Annotated in this window: 17 protein-coding genes and 2 pseudogenes; 5 read left to right on the top strand and 14 right to left on the bottom strand. The window is 35.5% G+C overall.

The annotated features are described in order from the left end of the window. The first annotated feature begins 52 nt into the window (after positions 1-52). A complete protein-coding gene (locus ACPT8O_RS06195; protein ID WP_005641855.1) occupies positions 53-376 on the top strand; it encodes an HI1450 family dsDNA-mimic protein in 324 nt (107 codons plus the stop codon). Between the two features lie 67 nt (positions 377-443). Here ACPT8O_RS06195 and ACPT8O_RS06190 read toward each other — a convergent pair whose 3' ends face one another. The 6 genes and pseudogenes from ACPT8O_RS06190 to ACPT8O_RS06165 form a co-directional block, all read right to left on the bottom strand. Beyond that, a complete protein-coding gene (locus ACPT8O_RS06190) occupies positions 444-1,361 on the bottom strand; it encodes a lysine exporter LysO family protein (protein ID WP_021035256.1) in 918 nt (305 codons plus the stop codon). A 234-nt stretch (positions 1,362-1,595) separates the two neighbouring features. Then, on the bottom strand, positions 1,596-2,066 hold the full coding sequence (locus ACPT8O_RS06185; protein ID WP_005662382.1) for a redoxin domain-containing protein: 471 nt from the start codon (positions 2,064-2,066) through the stop codon (positions 1,596-1,598). Between the two features lie 42 nt (positions 2,067-2,108). Further along, entirely contained in the window at positions 2,109-2,750 is a 642-nt protein-coding gene (locus tag ACPT8O_RS06180; protein ID WP_021035258.1) for a cytochrome c biogenesis protein CcdA, read from the bottom strand. A gap of 11 nt (positions 2,751-2,761) precedes the next feature. Continuing rightward, entirely contained in the window at positions 2,762-3,823 is a 1,062-nt protein-coding gene (gene msrAB, locus ACPT8O_RS06175) for a bifunctional peptide-methionine (S)-S-oxide reductase MsrA/peptide-methionine (R)-S-oxide reductase MsrB (protein ID WP_011962126.1), read from the bottom strand. 194 nt (positions 3,824-4,017) lie between these two features. Next, a pseudogene (locus tag ACPT8O_RS06170) lies at positions 4,018-4,524 on the bottom strand (DUF2846 domain-containing protein). After that, positions 4,478-5,035: an opacity family porin gene (locus ACPT8O_RS06165; protein WP_265468889.1), complete on the bottom strand. Its 558-nt coding sequence runs from the start codon at positions 5,033-5,035 to the stop codon at positions 4,478-4,480. The pseudogene ACPT8O_RS06170 and the gene ACPT8O_RS06165 overlap by 47 nt, the downstream one beginning before the upstream one ends. 155 nt (positions 5,036-5,190) lie before the next feature. Here ACPT8O_RS06165 and ACPT8O_RS06160 point away from each other — a divergent pair, with 155 nt between their 5' ends. Then, the gene (locus ACPT8O_RS06160) at positions 5,191-5,574 is read left to right on the top strand and encodes a helix-turn-helix domain-containing protein (RefSeq protein ID WP_021035262.1); all 384 of its coding nucleotides are present in this window, start codon (positions 5,191-5,193) and stop codon (positions 5,572-5,574) included. 88 nt (positions 5,575-5,662) lie between these two features. Here ACPT8O_RS06160 and ACPT8O_RS06155 read toward each other — a convergent pair whose 3' ends face one another. From ACPT8O_RS06155 to rng, 6 genes and pseudogenes are all read right to left on the bottom strand, one after another. Further along, positions 5,663-5,845 (bottom strand): zf-HC2 domain-containing protein, encoded by a 183-nt coding sequence (locus ACPT8O_RS06155; protein ID WP_021035263.1) that lies wholly within the window; start codon positions 5,843-5,845, stop codon positions 5,663-5,665. 8 nt (positions 5,846-5,853) lie between these two features. Then, a complete protein-coding gene (locus ACPT8O_RS06150) occupies positions 5,854-6,399 on the bottom strand; it encodes a sigma-70 family RNA polymerase sigma factor (RefSeq protein ID WP_021035264.1) in 546 nt (181 codons plus the stop codon). 44 nt (positions 6,400-6,443) lie between these two features. Next, positions 6,444-6,614, bottom strand: coding sequence for a hypothetical protein (locus tag ACPT8O_RS06145; protein WP_228003454.1), 171 nt, complete (start codon positions 6,612-6,614; stop codon positions 6,444-6,446). A 36-nt stretch (positions 6,615-6,650) separates the two neighbouring features. Next, positions 6,651-6,740, bottom strand: a pseudogene (locus ACPT8O_RS06140) (hypothetical protein); the annotation flags it as partial. Between the two features lie 2 nt (positions 6,741-6,742). Continuing rightward, the gene (locus ACPT8O_RS06135) at positions 6,743-7,399 is read right to left on the bottom strand and encodes a trimeric autotransporter adhesin (RefSeq protein ID WP_021035266.1); all 657 of its coding nucleotides are present in this window, start codon (positions 7,397-7,399) and stop codon (positions 6,743-6,745) included. Positions 7,400-7,702: 303 nt separating this feature from the next. Then, positions 7,703-9,178, bottom strand: coding sequence for a ribonuclease G (gene rng, locus ACPT8O_RS06130; protein ID WP_021035268.1), 1,476 nt, complete (start codon positions 9,176-9,178; stop codon positions 7,703-7,705). A gap of 114 nt (positions 9,179-9,292) precedes the next feature. Between rng and putP the strand changes: the two genes are divergently transcribed. Next, entirely contained in the window at positions 9,293-10,807 is a 1,515-nt protein-coding gene (gene putP / locus ACPT8O_RS06125; protein WP_021035269.1) for a sodium/proline symporter PutP, read from the top strand. Then, complete coding sequence (gene cmoB / locus ACPT8O_RS06120) at positions 10,804-11,769, top strand: tRNA 5-methoxyuridine(34)/uridine 5-oxyacetic acid(34) synthase CmoB (RefSeq protein ID WP_021035270.1); 966 nt, start codon at positions 10,804-10,806, stop codon at positions 11,767-11,769. The genes putP and cmoB overlap by 4 nt, the downstream gene beginning before the upstream one ends. Before the next feature lie 44 nt (positions 11,770-11,813). On the opposite strand, the gene cdd is transcribed toward cmoB, so the two are convergent. Next, complete coding sequence (cdd, locus tag ACPT8O_RS06115) at positions 11,814-12,692, bottom strand: cytidine deaminase (protein ID WP_021035271.1); 879 nt, start codon at positions 12,690-12,692, stop codon at positions 11,814-11,816. A gap of 274 nt (positions 12,693-12,966) precedes the next feature. Here cdd and ACPT8O_RS06110 point away from each other — a divergent pair, with 274 nt between their 5' ends. Next, a complete protein-coding gene (locus ACPT8O_RS06110) occupies positions 12,967-13,449 on the top strand; it encodes a Dps family protein (RefSeq protein ID WP_021035272.1) in 483 nt (160 codons plus the stop codon). Between the two features lie 570 nt (positions 13,450-14,019). Here ACPT8O_RS06110 and pepT read toward each other — a convergent pair. Continuing rightward, a complete protein-coding gene (gene pepT, locus ACPT8O_RS06105; RefSeq protein ID WP_021035273.1) occupies positions 14,020-15,258 on the bottom strand; it encodes a peptidase T in 1,239 nt (412 codons plus the stop codon). Between the last annotated feature and the right edge of the window lie 230 nt (positions 15,259-15,488).

The raw sequence follows: 15,488 nt of genomic DNA, 5'->3' as shown, positions 1-15,488 counted from the left end.
AGAAAAAATTTAACCGCACTTTTTATTAACCATAACCTTTACGACAAACATTATGACAACAGAAATTAAAAAACTTGATCCAGATACAGCCATTGATATTGCTTACGATATTTTCTTAGAAATGGCTGGGGAAAATTTAGATCCTGCTGATATTCTTTTATTCAACCTACAATTTGAAGAACGCGGTGGTGTGGAATTCGTTGAAACCGCCGATAATTGGGAAGAAGAAATTGGTGTACTGATTGACCCTGAAGAATACGCTGAAGTGTGGGTGGGCTTAGTCAATGAGCAAGATGAAATGGATGATGTCTTTGCTAAATTCTTAATTTCTCACCGAGAAGAAGATCGAGAATTTCACGTTATTTGGAAAAAATAACAATAAAGTAAAAATAAGGGAAATCAGCTGATTTCCCTTTTTCTTTTATCTTAAAATTCACGCCCTATTAAATTGGAAAACTCGAGAAAAAAACTAACAACAACGGCGGTAATAAATTTGTCACCATACCAAAAGAAATGGCAATAGGCGTTACTTCAATTCCACCTGATTTTTGAATAATCGGTAATGTACAATCTAATGCCGTTGCGCCTGTAATCCCAATAGCTGTAGAGCGATAATGTTGCATAAACAATGGAATCAAAAATAAACTCAATATTTCACGCGACAAATCATTGAAAAAAGCAATACTACCCTGCATCGGCCCCCAAGCATTTGTCAGCACGACGCTTGATAAAGAATACCAACCAAATCCCGATGAAAAGGCTAAACCTTGAGTAATCGGCATACTTAGAAAAAATGCTGAAATAACACCACCGACTAAAGAACTTAGGGTAAAAATTGCCCCCATCATCAAACCTTGCTTATTTAATAAGACTTCTTTCAAGGAAATGCCGTTATTACGAAGCTGAATTCCAACAAAAAAGATCAACGCAATAAGCACGTAAAGATTGGAACCATGTGGGAAATGCAACCAATCATTGCACAACCAACCTAAAACGATGCCGATAATCACCGCACTTAATAATTTAATTGAGTCCACTAACGAATGCCAACGAGATGGCAATTCTCCCTGTAAGTAATTAACAGGCTTAGGCAAAGTGCGGTCATAAATAGCCAAGCCTAGGATATTACAAGTCAGAATGATAGCGGATAGCCCCAAAGCCGTCATACCAATAATTGGCAATTTTTGTTCTAAATTCTCTAATTGCCCGAGCATAAACCCCATCATAAATAAAATGATGTAAAGCAATAACATCACAATTTTATTAATGAACGCCAACGCATTTTGATTCTGTATTTTGGCTAAATACCCCAACATCATCGGCACAAGCACGATAAGCAATCCGTTAATAATTTCTTCCATTATTTTCCTTTTTGTAGATCACTGCACTTTATTTAATTTTCAAAGATAATTTGAATAAATATTACAGTAAAAATAAAAATTACTTATACAAGCAATAAAATCATACCGCTTATAATATATATTTTTTATCAATCTACCAAATGCTCAATGTACAAACGCCAATCTTAGCTATTTTGTCTTTACTCTGTAAAAATGGGATATAAAAAACGGCTTAAAATAAGCCGCTTTTTATCGTTATTTCACTGCAAAAACTTTTATTTGCTCTGCACCTAAATGTCCTGGTACGGTTTTTTTCAGGTTTAGATCGCTATCTAAAAAGAGATTAAACGGATAGCCACGCACTCTTGCTTTATCAATGATTTCGCCTTTTTCATCTAAAAGCACCGTGATATTTTTATATTCCAATCCCTTGTACCACTCAATAAAATCAGCGGTGTCTTTTTCGCCTTTGTGATCGGGCGAAACGATGGTAATCACTTCAAAATTACGATCTTTTTCCGCACTTAAATCATCAATTTCAGCTAATCCAGCCAAGCAAATCGGACACCAAGATGCCCACATTTTTACATACACAGGTTTGCCTTTATATTGGCTTAAAGTAACTGGCTGATTATTTAAATCTTTGAGTTGCACATCCGCCAAATTAGTTTGTGCGAAAGCGTTTAGGCTGAATGCCATTAGAAATATTGATAGTAGTTTTTTCATTGCTTTTTTCCTTTTATAAATTTCTTTTGTTGAGGTTATGTTTTACGAAAAATTATTCGTAATTAATAAAATACCCATCACGATAATTAAAATTCCGCCACCGATTTTAAATTTGTCTAAGTGTTTATTTAACCCTTTGGCACGTTTGAGCAAGCTGTCAGATAAGAACGAAAACAGTACAAACGGGGTCGCAAGCCCTAAGACATAAACAAACATCATTGATGCACCGTAAAGTGCAGAGCCTTCATCGCCTGATAAAGCTAACACGGAAGCCAGAATCGGGCCAATACAAGGCGTCCAACCAAGACTAAAGGTTAAACCAAGGACAAATGCCTCAAGTGCGGTTGATTTTCCTGATGTTTTTATTTCCACCAATTTCGTGCGTTCCAACAAACCAATTTTGAAAATGCCAAGTTGATGAATACCTAAAATAATAACAATAATCCCTGCAATAATACGTGTGGTATTGCTAAATAAAATATTCCCTAAAAAGCCAAAACTAAAGCCTAAACTGACAAATGTAAGGGAAAGCCCTAAAATAAATAAAAAAGTATTTAGGACTTTTTTACCGCCTTTACTCAAAATACCAAAATAAATTGGAATAATCGGGAAAATACAAGGCGAAAGAAAAGAAGCAAGCCCAGCTAAAAATACAGTTCCAATAAGGAGTTGCTGATCTAACATCCTACATCTCCTTATTTTTTAATGGATTGAATCAAATATCCGTATCCTGCCTTTTCCATTTCAGCTAACGGAATAAATTTAATTGATGCACTGTTAATGCAATAACGTAAACCACCTTTATCTTTCGGGCCGTCGTCAAAAACGTGTCCTAAATGGGCATTGCCCGCACGACTTAACACTTCGGTACGTTGCATATTGAAGCTATTGTCGGTTTCATAATGCACCACATCTTTAATGATCGGTTTCGTAAAACTTGGCCAGCCACAACCTGATTCAAATTTATCATTTGAAGAGAAAACAGGCTCGCCTGTAGTGACATCAACATAAATACCGGGTTGGAAGTTATCCCAATATTCGTTACTAAAAGAGCGTTCAGTATGTTTATTTTGAGTAACGGAATATTGCAACGGTGTCAATTTCGCTTTGAGTTCTGCATCACTCGGTTTCGGATAATCTTTTTCGTCAATCACAGGTTCATCTGCTTTGGTAATATCAATATGGCAATAACCATTTGGATTTTTCTTCAAATAATCCTGATGATATTCTTCTGCTACGATGTAATTTTTAATCGGTTGTACCTCAACTTGCACTGGTTTTTTATATTTGGTTTGAAGCTGGGCGAGAGCTTGTTCGATCACCGCTTTATCTGCCCCATCTTGATAATAAATCCCTGTGCGATATTGTCTACCACGGTCGTTACCTTGTTTGTTTACACTCGTTGGATCAATCACTTTAAAATAATATTTAAGCAATTTATCTAACGAAATTTGGTTTGCATCGTAAGTGACTTTTACCGTTTCTGCGTGATCGGTTAGCCCAATCATATGATAACTGGTTTTCCCCGTATTACCATTGGCATAGCCAGAAATCGCATCTTTCACACCGTGAATACGCTCCATATATGCTTCCATACCCCAGAAACAACCACCAGCAAGATAAATTTCTCGGATGTTTTGCGTATTTTCCATTGCCATTTTTTGTTCTCCAGATGATGATGTTGAATTTTGTATTGCTAAAGTTGGTGCTGCACAGCAAAGTGCGGTAATAAATAGAAATGTTTTTGATAGTTTCATTGCTTTTCCTTATGAAGTAAAAATTAACGTTACATAAGGTTAGACGGCGAAGAATTGGATTTCTTACAGATTTTTTTATCTTAAATTTGAATTGTAGTAGGAATAAGAGGGGAATTTTAGATAAAAAAGACTAAGTCTAAATTAAATATAGACTTAGTCTTGTTTAAATAAAATGATGTTGTTAGAGCAGAATTTTAATGACTTACAGCCATATTTAGTTTAGAAATAGCCTTCTTACCTTCTTCTTCAGAAACTTGTTATAAATTTGCACCGCCTGCAAATACACCAAATTTAATATATTGACGAATAAAATAGTTTTTACTACTTTCAGTTTTAATGTTTAAATCATTATTGCTAAATTCGGATTCAGTTGAAATTTTATGCTCTCCAGCTTTAACGGTTTTATAAAAAAATACATCAGGAGCAGACTCACCTATAAATTTTTCATCAATATAGAGATCTTTCTTTAAAGCTTTTCCTATAAAAGAATCACGGTAGATATATAATCCTGAATTTCCTTTTTCGGGAGATCTGAATTGTTTGGCGGCATTACTTTCTTCAACAGAAGCCATAGGAACGGTTGCACAAGCTGAAAGTAATAACGCTACCCCTATAATTGATGCTCTTGCAAATAACTGTTTCACAAAATACCCATTAGAAACTAAAACGTAAACCAGCCTTAACGCCCACATCAGAAGCATCTGAGGCTAAACGGTTATATTCAATATTAGTATTAAGTGCAACGTTATCAGTTAATTTATATTGAACACCAGCTAATGCACCAATGCCTATGCTCGTTTCGCTTACAAAATCTATGCGATAATATCTTGCATTTGCATTTGCATTTGCATTTGCATTTGCAGTTACATCTGGTTCATTGGCAGATACACGGACACCAACATAAGGTTTGAAATCGGCTAAGTCAAAATCATAAAAACCAGTGAGGCCTAATGATTTACCTTTAAGAGATACATCTACAACATCAGCATAATTTGCAGTTACTTTTCCGTAGTTTGTATAATCTACGGCTAAACGAAAGTTCTTATCAAAAGCATAGCCAACACTAATTCGTTGGGTAAAAGATGAACTGTCTGAACTATTTACATGAGTAATATCAATTTTTGAAGCACCTAAATCGCCTTGAACATACCATTGAGCTTGAGCTGATAGTGCTAAAGTAGATAACATAGTTACAATAAGTAATTTTTTCATAGATTAAGACCTCTAAATGTGTGAAAATACATCAATTGCATAAGTAAATGCGGGTAAATTTTATGGAAGTTTAACCATTAAAAACAACAACAAAAAGGACAAAATAGCACCTAATTTCGGCAAAAATTGCTCAATTTGGAAAGGGGTAAATTTAGATGGGAATGCATGATAAAATTCGTATGATGAGAGAGCTTCGTCAATTATCGCAAGAAGATATGGCTGAGAAAATGAATATGTCGCCAAGTGGTTATGCCAAGATTGAACGAGGTGAAACTCGCCTACAATACGATAAATTGGTGCAAATTGCTCAGATATTTAATGTGAGTTTATCTGATCTTGTTGATAATGATAAAGGTGTTATCTTCTTTATGAATAAAAATGGAAATAATACTTCTGCAAATTATTATAGTGGTGATCACTCTATAATGTTTGAAATTGAAAAATTAAAATTACAACTTATTCATAAAGATGAATTATTAGAGCAGAAAGAAAAAGAATTAGAAATGCTTAGAAAAATGATTTCATTATTAGAAAAGTGAAATAAAGTATTTTTAACAATAAGCGGTTGAAGCTGTAAAATATTTTGCAAATTCAACCGCTTATTTTTTTGCTACCTATCAGTTAATTCTATAGATGGTTTTCGGCATCCCTAAATTGCTTCATCATCTCGCTTAAGGTTTTGCAATTTCTTCGAAAACGACGACAACGTGAGCAGGTAACTAAATGAACTTTTAACCCAACTTTTTCTTGTATATCTAATGAACGTTCGTGCGATTCGGAAATCATTCGAGTGGCTTGGCGACAACGCATAATCTCTCCTAAAGTTTTTTTGAAAGACAGTTTTGCAACTGTAAACGAGCCCGATAAAGGGTGGTATGTAAATTAGACGAAGTTAAATGCGTTTCTTGACAAATTTCTTCAGATGAAAGATCTAAAAACTCTCGCATCATAAAAATTTTTGCCTGTTTGGCGGGTAAACAAGTCAAACAAGTTTCAAAAATCAGCCAAAATTCATCGGAATAAACCGTTTCTTCTTCGCCTTGTAATTCACTCGGGTAATGTTCTGGTTTCCAATACCCCTTTTCATCAAAAAATGAATTATTGGTATTTTCATCTTCAAGTTCACTTTCTAAAACAAACCGCCCTTTCTGACGTAAATAATCAATAATCTTATTTTTAAGAATCGCAAAAATCCAAGTTTTAAATGCAGATTGATGCTTAAAATTATCAAGATTTTTGAATGCACTTAAAAAAGCTTCTTGTACTAAATCTTCAGCAAGATCAGCTTGATTTACTTGCAATTGTGCAAATGTCAGCATTTGAGTGCGAATTTGCTGAAGCTCAAGATCAGAAATAACATTCATTTTAACTCCTTTAAAACTTATGTAAGAAATGAAACCCACTTCCTTTAATAAACTAAGGTAGCTATTTTTACACTCAAAAAAAGAAATTTAAAATGAAAAATTTTACATTGAATCTGTTTATCGCCATCATCCATTTGTTTTTTATTTACTGCGTCAGTGTCTTTTTCGGCTGTTTTTACATTGGCAATGTATCTTTCAGTGCCAACCTTACCCACAGAAACTTCATTCGATCTTGTTGTTTGTGTGTCAGAACCTAATGCAACGCTGTGACTGTGTTCAGCTTTTGCACCATCTCCAAGAGCTACGGCTGATGATTTTAAGGCTTTTGTCCCCTTACCAATTGCTACTGTATAGCTTTCGATGCCTCACCTTCTTTCCCTAACGCAACCGAATAATTACCTGTAGCATTTGCGTTTCCACCAATTGCCGTAGAACCAATATTTGCTTCGGTTTTCTTGCCAATTGCCACCGCATCATTTCCAAGTGTTTTCACGCTATATCCTAACGCCACTGTATGAGCTACCGCAGTATTATCAGCTTTCTTCGCTTCATTCATTTCGCCCAACACAACATTATGACTACCTTCCACCTTATTTTTATAACTAGATACTACATTGTAGCGATTATCACTTATACCATCACTAGATTTGCCTACGTTATTACCATAACCAGACACAGTGTGATAGACACCATACACTTCATTTCCTTGCCCAAACACCTGGCTTGAAGCACCTTTTACTGTATTACTCAAACCATAAACCTGTAAATTACCATTACCCCCACCATAAGAAATGCCTGTTGCATTATTACTAAGCCCTACAACTACCGTACTATTACCCGTTAAAGTGTTGTTATCGCCAACGATTAAATTATTAGTTGCGTGAGATAATTTAGGATTAGAAGTATCAGTACCTTTAACATCATTAATTTTATTAGTTTTTAAATTACCGATAATGATATTGTTATTGCTCGTACTATCAGATGTACTAATATCTTTCATTCCAAAATTTTCTGAGAAGTTAGTATTTGAAGTGGCAGGGGGAGAAGTATCTGCTAAAGCTGGATTAGTGAATATTCCACCAATAATGGAGAGAGCTGTAGTTATTGTACAAGATGGGAAGAAAAGACTAGTATTGTTTGTTTACAGAATTATATAAAAACATATTTAGATCCTCACTATATTAAATAAAAGATACTCAATTTTACGTCATATAGATTAAGATATAAAGGAAATATTGTTTTTATACATAAAAAGTGCGGTGAAAATCTTAAAAATTTTTACCGCACTTTGTTGAAGCAGCATTTACATAACAACCACATCAAACTGTTCTTGATTATAAAATTTCTCAGTTTTCACTTGAACGCGTTTGCCAATAAACATTTCCACTTCTGGTAGCAAACCGTGAGATTCTTCATTAATAAGATATTCGGAAACCGCTGGCGAGGCATAAACAACAAATTGTTCGCTGCTGAATAAATGATAAACCCGAATAATTTCACGCATAATTTCGTAGCAAACAGTCTCAACAGTTTTCACTCGACCGCGGCCATGGCACGTTGGACATTCATCACATAGCACGTGTTCAAGACTTTCGCGGGTTCTTTTACGGGTCATTTCTACAAGACCTAATTGCGTAAACCCATTCACATTGGTTTTCACACGATCTTTAGAAAGCACATCACATAAAGATTCTAGTACTCGATTGCGGTGTTCATCTGTTTGCATATCAATAAAATCAATAATGATAATGCCGCCAAGATTACGTAGTTGGAGTTGCTGCGCGATGGCTTTAGTTGCTTCAATATTGGTATTGAAGATGGTTTCTTCTAGATTACGATGCCCTACAAATGCACCTGTATTAATATCAATGGTGGTCATGGCTTCCGTTTGCTCGATAATTAAATAGCCACCCGATTTGAGATTAACACGTTTATCTAGCGCTGTTTGGATCGCATTTTCAACTCCATACACATCAAAGATAGGTTGGTTGCCAGAATAAAGCACAAGTTTATCGCTTAGTTCAGGCATAAATTCATCGGTAAACTCTTTCACTTCGCCAAAGCAAAGTTTAGAGTCGATACGAATTTTTTCTAAGTTTGTGCCGATAAAATCGCGCAAAATACGTTGTGGAAGTGCAGGCTCTCCGTAAATTTTTGATTTGGTTGGATATTTAGATTTACGCTCTAAGACTTTACGCCATAAGCGTTTTAAAAATTCAGCATCTTGACGCAATTCTTCTTCGCTTGCTCCTTCTGTGGCGGTACGAATAATGAAACCGCCAAGTTCATCACAAAATGGTTCAACTAATGCTTTTAAACGGGCGCGTTCTTCTTCGCTTTCAATACGTTGTGAAACGCCTACGTGGCTATTTTCTGGCATAAAAACAAGATAACGTGATGGCAATGTGATGTCTGTGGTTAAACGCGCACCTTTTGTACCAAGGGGATCTTTAACCACTTGTACAACAATATCCTGCCCTTCACGTACTAATTCTGAAATGCTCTTAACTTTAAATTGCTTTTGTTCATTTTCATCTACACATTCCGTGTGAGATACAATGTCAGCGGCGTGTAAAAAAGCCGCTTTTTCCAAACCAATATCAACAAAAGCAGATTGCATTCCTGGTAGCACTCGAGTGACACGACCTTTATAAATATTTCCGACAATTCCTCGTTTGGCTTGGCGTTCAATATGCACTTCGCGCAACATTCCTGTTTCGACTAGCGCAATGCGTGTTTCGTTAGGCGTTACGTTCATCAATAACTCGACAGCATCCATTTTATATTCCTAATTTCTTAAATTTCATCAAATATTTAGTCTAAATAGAATAATAGCCCGAAATAAGGTAAAATGCACCCTTTCTGAAATTTTAACCCATTTTGGACTTATAAAATGTTTGGATTAGACCCAACTCTTATTACTTTTACTATTTATATTTTCGGAATGTTACTGATTGGCGTACTCGCCTATTATTACACGAATAATTTATCAGATTACATTCTCGGTGGACGTCGTTTAGGCAGCTTTGTCACCGCAATGTCAGCAGGTGCGTCAGATATGTCTGGTTGGCTTTTAATGGGCTTACCGGGTGCGGTATATTTATCAGGCTTAGTTGAAGGCTGGATTGCTATTGGTTTAACTATCGGGGCTTATTTTAACTGGCTTTTAGTGGCTGGTCGTTTGCGTGTTTATACAGAATTAAATAATAATGCCCTCACTCTCCCAGAATATTTTCACAATCGTTTTGGTTCATCACACAAATTATTAAAACTTGTTTCTGCCACGATTATTTTAGTGTTTTTTACTATTTATTGTGCTTCAGGTGTCGTGGCAGGTGCAAAATTATTCCAAAATATATTTTCTGTGGAATATTCTACCGCACTTTGGTACGGCGCAGCGGCAACCATTGCTTACACGTTCATCGGAGGTTTCCTTGCGGTAAGCTGGACAGATACCATTCAAGCCACATTAATGATTTTTGCATTAATTTTAACCCCTGTTTTTGTGTTATTAAGTTTCACTGATACCGCTCAATTTTCCGCCGTATTAGAACAAGCTGAGGCTGCAGTAAATAAAGATTTCACGGATTTATTTACTTCTACCACACCACTTGGTTTATTAAGCCTTGCCGCTTGGGGCTTGGGCTATTTCGGGCAACCGCATATTTTAGCGCGCTTTATGGCTGCAGATTCTGTCAAATCACTTATCAAAGCTCGTCGTCTTAGTATGGCTTGGATGGTGCTTTGCTTAGGAGGCGCAATTGGCATTGGCTTATTCGCTATTCCGTATTTCTTTGCAAATCCAGCTATTGCAGGCACAGTTAATCGCGAACCAGAACAGGTTTTTATTGAATTAGCTAAACTTTTATTTAATCCTTGGATCGCAGGCATATTACTTTCAGCTATTTTAGCCGCTGTAATGAGTACATTAAGTGCGCAATTATTAATTTCGTCTAGCTCAATCACAGAAGATTTCTACAAAGGTTTCATTCGCCCTAAGGCTTCAGAAAAAGAGCTCGTATGGCTTGGCAGAATAATGGTCTTAGTGATTGCTGCATTTGCTATCTGGATCGCACAAGATGAAAACAGCAAAGTATTAAAACTTGTAGAATTCGCTTGGGCTGGTTTTGGTAGTGCATTTGGCCCTGTTGTACTTTTCTCTCTTTTCTGGAAACGAATGACATCATCGGGCGCAATGGCAGGTATGCTGGTAGGCGCAGTGACAGTATTTGCATGGAAAGAAATTATTCCAACTGATACCGATTGGTTTAAAGTATATGAAATGATCCCGGGGTTTGCTTTCGCCAGCCTTGCAATTATTGTTATTTCATTGCTTTCCAGTAAACCTGAACAAGATATTCTTAATACCTTTGATAAAGCAGAAAAGGCCTATAAGGAAGCAAAATGATCGACTTTCGCCCTTTTTATCAACAAATTGCGACCACAAATTTATCAGACTGGTTAGAAACCTTACCGCGCCAATTAAAAGAGTGGGAAAATCAAACTCACGCTGATTATGCTAAATGGAGCAAAATTGTTGATTTTTTGCCTGATTTACAAGCTGACAAAATCGATCTAAAAAGTGCGGTAAAATCTGACCGCACTTTTCCCCTTTCAACAGGAGAAAAACAACGAATTATCCATCATTTAAAGCAATTAATGCCGTGGCGAAAAGGGCCTTATCATCTTTTTGGCATTCATATTGATTGTGAATGGCGTTCAGATTTTAAATGGGATCGTGTTCTTCCTCATTTAGCTCCACTGCAAGGCCGCACTATTTTAGATGTGGGCTGTGGCAGCGGTTATCATATGTGGAGAATGGTAGGCGAAGGCACAAAAATGGTAGTGGGGATTGATCCTACCGAGCTTTTCCTTTGCCAATTTGAAGCCGTACGCAAGCTGCTTAATAATGATCGTCGAGCAAATCTTATCCCACTTGGTATTGAGCAAATGCAACCATTAGCGGCATTTGATACTGTATTTTCAATGGGGATACTCTATCATCGTAAATCCCCATTAGATCATTTAAGCCAGCTGAAAAATCAATTGGTAAAAGGTGGCGAATTGGTATTAGAAACCTTAGTGGTGGATGGCGATGTAAATACTGTGCTTGTACCAGCAGATCGCTATGCGAAAATGAAAAATGTTTATTTTATCCCCTCTGTCGCCGCACTAATCAACTGGCTAGAAAAAGTTGGCTTTACCAATGTGCGTTGTGTTGATGTAGCGACAACCACATTGGAAGAACAGCGTAAAACTGATTGGTTAGAAAATGAAAGCCTAATTGATTTCTTAGATCCAAATGATCACAGTAAAACCATTGAAGGTTATCAAGCACCGAAAAGAGCGGTAATTTTAGCGAATAAATAAAAAAGGGATTAATCCCTTTTTTTATTTTACTTTGCGTTTCATATTTACAACGAATAATACGCTAACTCTACTGAAGTTAATGTAGATAATAAGGTTTCAGCCATCGTTTTATGGCTCAGTTTTAATGCTTTTTCAGCCATCACAATTCGCTCAATATCAGTCAATTTTTTATCATTTAAATACGCAAAATTAAGTGCAGTTTGCAATGCTGGCAAACTCGGATTAAATGCAGCATTTTCTGCATAACGTCCTGTTACCACATCTCCATTTTTAAATAAAATCGCAATGCCGTGCGGACTATTTGAATAAGGACAATGAGATTGATTTGCCGCCAAAATAGCTTGATTAACCAAATCATCTTGATGATCTGCAACTAAATGATGATTTTCTTCCGCTAAAAGATGCGCCGCAATATCGAGATCTTTTGGTCCAAAAGCATCAGGTAAATAAGAATGTAACGGATTATTTTGGCTATGTGGCAAATGAATTGAAATTTTTTCAGCACCGTGCAATTCATTCATAAATTGACGACAATGCCCACACGGCGTATAATTGACCACCATATCTGAAATACGGCGTTCATTACGCAACCAAGCGTGAGAAATTGCACTTTGTTCCGCGTGAATCGTTTGCTGAATGGCTGAATTAGCAAATTCTTGATTCGCACCAAAATAAAAATCCCCTTGTTCGCCAATAGCAACTGCCCCCACATTAAAATGAGAAATAGCAGTATGACTATAACTTGCGGCAAGTGGCAACAAGTGCATAGCTAATTTTAGTGATGTAAGTTCAAAATTACGACAAAGCAGTTGCACTTGGGAATAATTTAAAAAACCAGCCCAACTTTGTGAACGAAGTTCATTCACAATAGCTTGATTGAGTGCATCATCTTGTGGCAAGGCGTGCTTAATAAGTTCTTGCATAACATATCCTTAGAAAAAATATTAAAAATTATAACTGTACTTATTAAATCAAAATTTACTGTTAGCTGCGATAGTTTGATTAAATATTCATTAAAACTGTGATCTTGATCACTTATTTTGATAGCTTCTATTTATTACAATTTATTAACAAATAAGGCTAAGGCTATCAATTATATTGAATAGAACAATTTCACTGCAAATTATAGAAACGTATAATACCCATACCAAAGGGAGGGCGTTAGCTCAATTATTCAACTAGAAAAAGGAAATTATTATGTCAAAAACATCAATCGGACTAGATAAAGTTCAGTCAGCAGAATTAGCCAATAAACTTAACGAATTACTTGCAACCTACCAAGTTTTCTATACTAATGTGCGAGGCTATCACTGGAACATTAAAGGTGTAAACTTCTTTGCATTACACGCAAAATTTGAAGAAATTTATACTAATTTAATTGCTAGAGTTGATGAAGTGGCTGAACGTATTTTAACTTTAGGTTACACACCAAATAATGCTTACAGCCAATACTTAAAAATATCTCGAATTAAAGAAGATATTGCAGTAAGTGAAGCACAAGAATGTTTATCAAGCACATTACAAGGTCTAAAAACATTACTAGATCAACAACGTGAAATTCTTTCTTTTGCAAATAACGCTAATGATGAAGGTACTGCATCACAAATGAGTGACTATATTAAAGAACAAGAAAAATTAGTATGGATGTTCCAAGCAGCGTGCCAAACTTGCATTAATTAATGAATAAATTTCAATGCTAACGAAAACTAACCTGCAATTAATCTAACTCAATAAAGTTAGATAAATTTAATTTGTCTAAGATCAAATTTGATCTAGCAAATTACCTCAAAAATAAGGGTTTCCTATTTAGAATAGGAATGTCAAATTCAGTCTGAATAAAGGAAACTCTTATACCTATTATTCACAGTAATCTCTTTAAACTAATTTAGTCAATTTAGCCACTAAATTTAACGGTTTTTTAAATCAGTAAATAAATCTATAGAAATAAATATTGTAGAAAATTAAAAATTGTGATTATTAACTATTTTTTAGTTGAGAAAATATATTCTTGAGAATTTAGACTTAAATTAATACGATAAAAATAATTTAAAATGAAGAAATATTAAATTTGTTAGCTATTTTATTATTTCTTGTCCAATTAGATAAAAAAAGCCCCTAAATAATTAGGGGCATCAAAAAGGAATTTATGAATAAAATCTCTAAAGTTTAGCTTTATCAAAGGAATCTCGATAAAACGCCACTATTATATTGAGTAATCTAAAGAATAGCAAGAAAAATCTTTACATTTCTTTACAAATCTTTACATTTCATCATTTCAATAATTACTTGAACTGTTTTTTCCATACCCTGTAAAGAAACCAATTCGTGTTTACTATGGAAATTATAACCACCCGTGAAAATATTTGGGCATGCTAAACCCTCAGATGCTAAAAATGCCCCATCTGTACCACCTCGAATCGGCTTATGATTTGGTTTAATTCCCACCGCTTTCATTGCGCGATCAGCAAGTTCAATTGATTGAGGAACGTTTTTTACCACATCATACATATTTTGGTAGCTATCTTGAATTTCTAACTCAATAGGCTTTTTCAAACCTTTTTTAGCATTAAATTTTTCCACCTGACTTTTAATAAAAGCTTTTCTTTGTGCGAAATTCTGCTCATCAAAATCACGAATCAAATAAGTGAGATCTACTTGCTCAATATCGCCAGAAAAATCTTCTAAATGATAAAAGCCCACTTTCCCATCGGTTTTTTCTGGTACTTCATCAACAGGAAAAACTTGCTGAAATTCACAAGCTAAAGTGAGTGCATTCACCATTTTTCCCTTTGCATAACCTGTGTGAATACTCCGCCCGAAAAACCGCACTTTTGCCGTTGCAGCATTAAAGTTTTCGTATTCTAATTCCCCTACTTCTCCCCCATCAATGGTATATGCCCAATCACAGGAAAACTTTTCCATTGGGAAATAATGGATTCCCAAACCAATTTCTTCATCAGGCGTAAAAGCAACACGAATATTGCAATGAGGAATATTCTCTTTTTGAAGAATGGAAAGTGCGGTCATAATTTCTGCAATTCCCGCTTTATTATCCGCCCCAAGCAAAGTGGTTCCATCGGCAACAATAAGCGTTTGCCCGACCAATTTTTGCATAAAAGAATAATAAACAGGGCTAATAAATTCCTCGCCAATACCTAATGCAATATCTCCGCCACGATATTGCTCTATCACTTCGGGGCGTACATTTTTGCCTCTACATTGCGGAGACGTATCAAGATGCGCAATTAAACCGATGGTTTTCGTTAAGTTAGGATCATTAGCGGGTAAAAATGCTGTCACCACCGCGTATTTACTTACTTCAACATTCTCTAAACCAAGTTGGGTAAGCTCTTTTTGCAACTGCATGGCTAACTTCATTTGTCCAACTGAGCTAGGGGAATGCTTAGCATGAGGTTTTGATTGGGTGTCAAAAGACACATAATGTAAAAATCGTTCTAAAAGTTCTGTTTTATCTATTTGAGAAATCACATTCTCGCTCCTTTTAAAAATATCTTTTTTAGTTTAACGAGAAAAATAGAAAACATCTTGATATATAACAATATTTATAAAATTAACGAAGTAAAATACATCGAAAGTGCGGTTAAATTTCTCGTTATTTTTATGAATGGCAGTTTTTTTACTTTCTAAGGCATTAAGCCCTTTTCATTATTAACAATTCGCTATATCATAAGCGTCTATTTTTATATGTCGCCCCTGCA

Origin of the sequence: Haemophilus sp. HN_Hi08, from assembly GCF_049824455.1 — a bacterium.
GTDB lineage: Bacteria > Pseudomonadota > Gammaproteobacteria > Enterobacterales > Pasteurellaceae > Haemophilus > Haemophilus influenzae_D.
This window is presented reverse-complemented; position numbering and strand designations above follow the sequence as displayed.

Bases quoted from the DNA above. Each gene is read 5' to 3' on its own strand.
- ACPT8O_RS06185 (WP_005662382.1), bottom strand. From the start codon at position 2,066: ATGAAAAAACTACTATCAATATTTCTAATGGCATTCAGCCTAAACGCT.
- ACPT8O_RS06160 (WP_021035262.1), top strand. From the start codon at position 5,191: ATGGGAATGCATGATAAAATTCGTATGATGAGAGAGCTTCGTCAATTA.
- ACPT8O_RS06135 (WP_021035266.1), bottom strand. From the start codon at position 7,399: ATGAAAGATATTAGTACATCTGATAGTACGAGCAATAACAATATCATT.
- ACPT8O_RS06155 (WP_021035263.1), bottom strand. From the start codon at position 5,845: ATGCGTTGTCGCCAAGCCACTCGAATGATTTCCGAATCGCACGAACGT.
- ACPT8O_RS06150 (WP_021035264.1), bottom strand. From the start codon at position 6,399: ATGAATGTTATTTCTGATCTTGAGCTTCAGCAAATTCGCACTCAAATG.
- ACPT8O_RS06190 (WP_021035256.1), bottom strand. From the start codon at position 1,361: ATGGAAGAAATTATTAACGGATTGCTTATCGTGCTTGTGCCGATGATG.
- rng (WP_021035268.1), bottom strand. From the start codon at position 9,178: ATGGATGCTGTCGAGTTATTGATGAACGTAACGCCTAACGAAACACGC.
- cmoB (WP_021035270.1), top strand. From the start codon at position 10,804: ATGATCGACTTTCGCCCTTTTTATCAACAAATTGCGACCACAAATTTA.
- putP (WP_021035269.1), top strand. From the start codon at position 9,293: ATGTTTGGATTAGACCCAACTCTTATTACTTTTACTATTTATATTTTC.
- msrAB (WP_011962126.1), bottom strand. From the start codon at position 3,823: ATGAAACTATCAAAAACATTTCTATTTATTACCGCACTTTGCTGTGCA.
- ACPT8O_RS06165 (WP_265468889.1), bottom strand. From the start codon at position 5,035: ATGAAAAAATTACTTATTGTAACTATGTTATCTACTTTAGCACTATCA.
- ACPT8O_RS06195 (WP_005641855.1), top strand. From the start codon at position 53: ATGACAACAGAAATTAAAAAACTTGATCCAGATACAGCCATTGATATT.
- cdd (WP_021035271.1), bottom strand. From the start codon at position 12,692: ATGCAAGAACTTATTAAGCACGCCTTGCCACAAGATGATGCACTCAAT.
- ACPT8O_RS06180 (WP_021035258.1), bottom strand. From the start codon at position 2,750: ATGTTAGATCAGCAACTCCTTATTGGAACTGTATTTTTAGCTGGGCTT.
- ACPT8O_RS06110 (WP_021035272.1), top strand. From the start codon at position 12,967: ATGTCAAAAACATCAATCGGACTAGATAAAGTTCAGTCAGCAGAATTA.